Genomic DNA, 1,660 nt, shown 5'->3' on the forward strand with positions numbered 1-1,660 from the left:
GTAATTTTAGAAATTCATATATTAGCCCTTCATAGTACAAGGACTAAATAAGAAAACCACCCGAAGGTGGTTTATAGAATCTTGGTGGCCCAGGGCGGAATCGACCAGGACCGAGGATGCCTGACTCTACTTCTAGACTGTCGTTTTAAACGACATCACAAACCAATCGTATAGGTCGCCAATACAGTAGTGGTTGATACCGCCTGGAAGGGTTCTTGACGATAGATTCCAGTGACGCCAAAGCGTTGGCTCTTGGTGATGTCATAGTAACCACCCACTGTTGCCGTGGGTCTTGTCTTTACCGGATTGGGATTGAAATTTACTGGAGTTAAGCCAGAGACCCCAGTAGCCGAGTAAGAGCCATTGGCGGTATTGGTGTCAGTCTCGACACCCGCACTTGCAAAGAGTGTGGTCTTGGGAATACCTCTGTACCTAGCTTCGGCACCAGCCAGTGCTGTGGTGGCGTTGGTGTTGAGTGCTGAGTATGTGAGGGGCGCTGTAACTACTGAGCTCGTAGCTTCGGTATAGCCACCCATGTTGTTTTGGGTATAACGCACACCAGCGTATGGAGACACCACGACATCAGGCATTACGGCAAAACCATACTTACCCACCACTTGTGCTCCTTGGCTAATTAGCTGTGAGCCACCACTGCCAGCTTCACTAGTGTCGACTATTTGGCGGGTCACTGTGAGGTCTTTTTGACCATAAGCCGCTGAGACCTTGACTTCCGCACCGATGCCATCAGGTCGTTGGCTCCACACACCAAATAATCCAATCATGGGGGTGCTGTTGTTAAGCCGTACTGTTCCTGGACCACTCATGGAGAGATTCTGATCCACCCAAGCACCAATGCGGGTATTGTTCTTGTTTAAGCGATAGGAAGCAATCAGTAAGCCATTGGTGTTGTTAATGCCTTGGGCTTGAACAGTGGTATTGCGACCACCGACACTAATACATACCCCATTCTTATCAAACACAGGACAGTCATAGGTAAAGCCATTGACCATGACTGAGTTTTGTAAGGTGAAGGTTCCTTGAAGAACAGAGACCGTGTTAGCAAGGGATTGTTGGGTGTCGGCGGTGGATGCGCCATTAATAATTAAATCCCAAATTCCAAGAGTAGTACTACCAAGGCTCCAACGAAAGCCGCCGAATGATCCTGAAGTAGTACTGAGATTATCGGCAGTTATGCCAGTGAGAACAGATCTATATATGCCCTTTGTCAAAACAGAGCCTGTGTAAATACCAAAGCTCGTAGTACCAACCCCGTCTGTTACCGCAAGCTGTCCGTAATGCGTTGGTGAATTAACAATAATGTTGTAATTAATAGGTAAATTACGAGAATAAGTTAATGCAGTTGTCGTGGGTGACGATCCATTTCCGCCCTGAGCATTATTTATTGTTGTTATCACGTTTTCGTTTTTAATCCCGTAATATGGATTTGAAGCGCTAACAAACCCCTGAATTGTGATACTTTCAACAGTTTGGGTCCAGGCAGTATTGCTAATTCTTATTGCACTCTCATCAGATACAACTACACCTCCATTTATGTTAATTGGCGATGGCGTGTAATAAATTCCACCTGAAAATCTAGAAAGAATGCTGGTTGTACTAACCGTATCAATGGGAACGTCAACTGGAATAATTGCTGGTGTAC

General features: G+C 45.8%; 1 protein-coding gene. It reads right to left on the minus strand.

Annotation, left to right across the window (positions count from 1 at the left end; all coding sequences use genetic code 11):
• Nucleotides 1–155 precede the first annotated feature (155 nt).
• The coding region (locus B7Y67_RS17340) for an autotransporter outer membrane beta-barrel domain-containing protein (RefSeq protein ID WP_293599698.1) at nt 156–1,660 on the minus strand (1,505 nt) is incomplete at its 5' end.

This window comes from Polynucleobacter sp. 35-46-11, assembly GCF_002281105.1.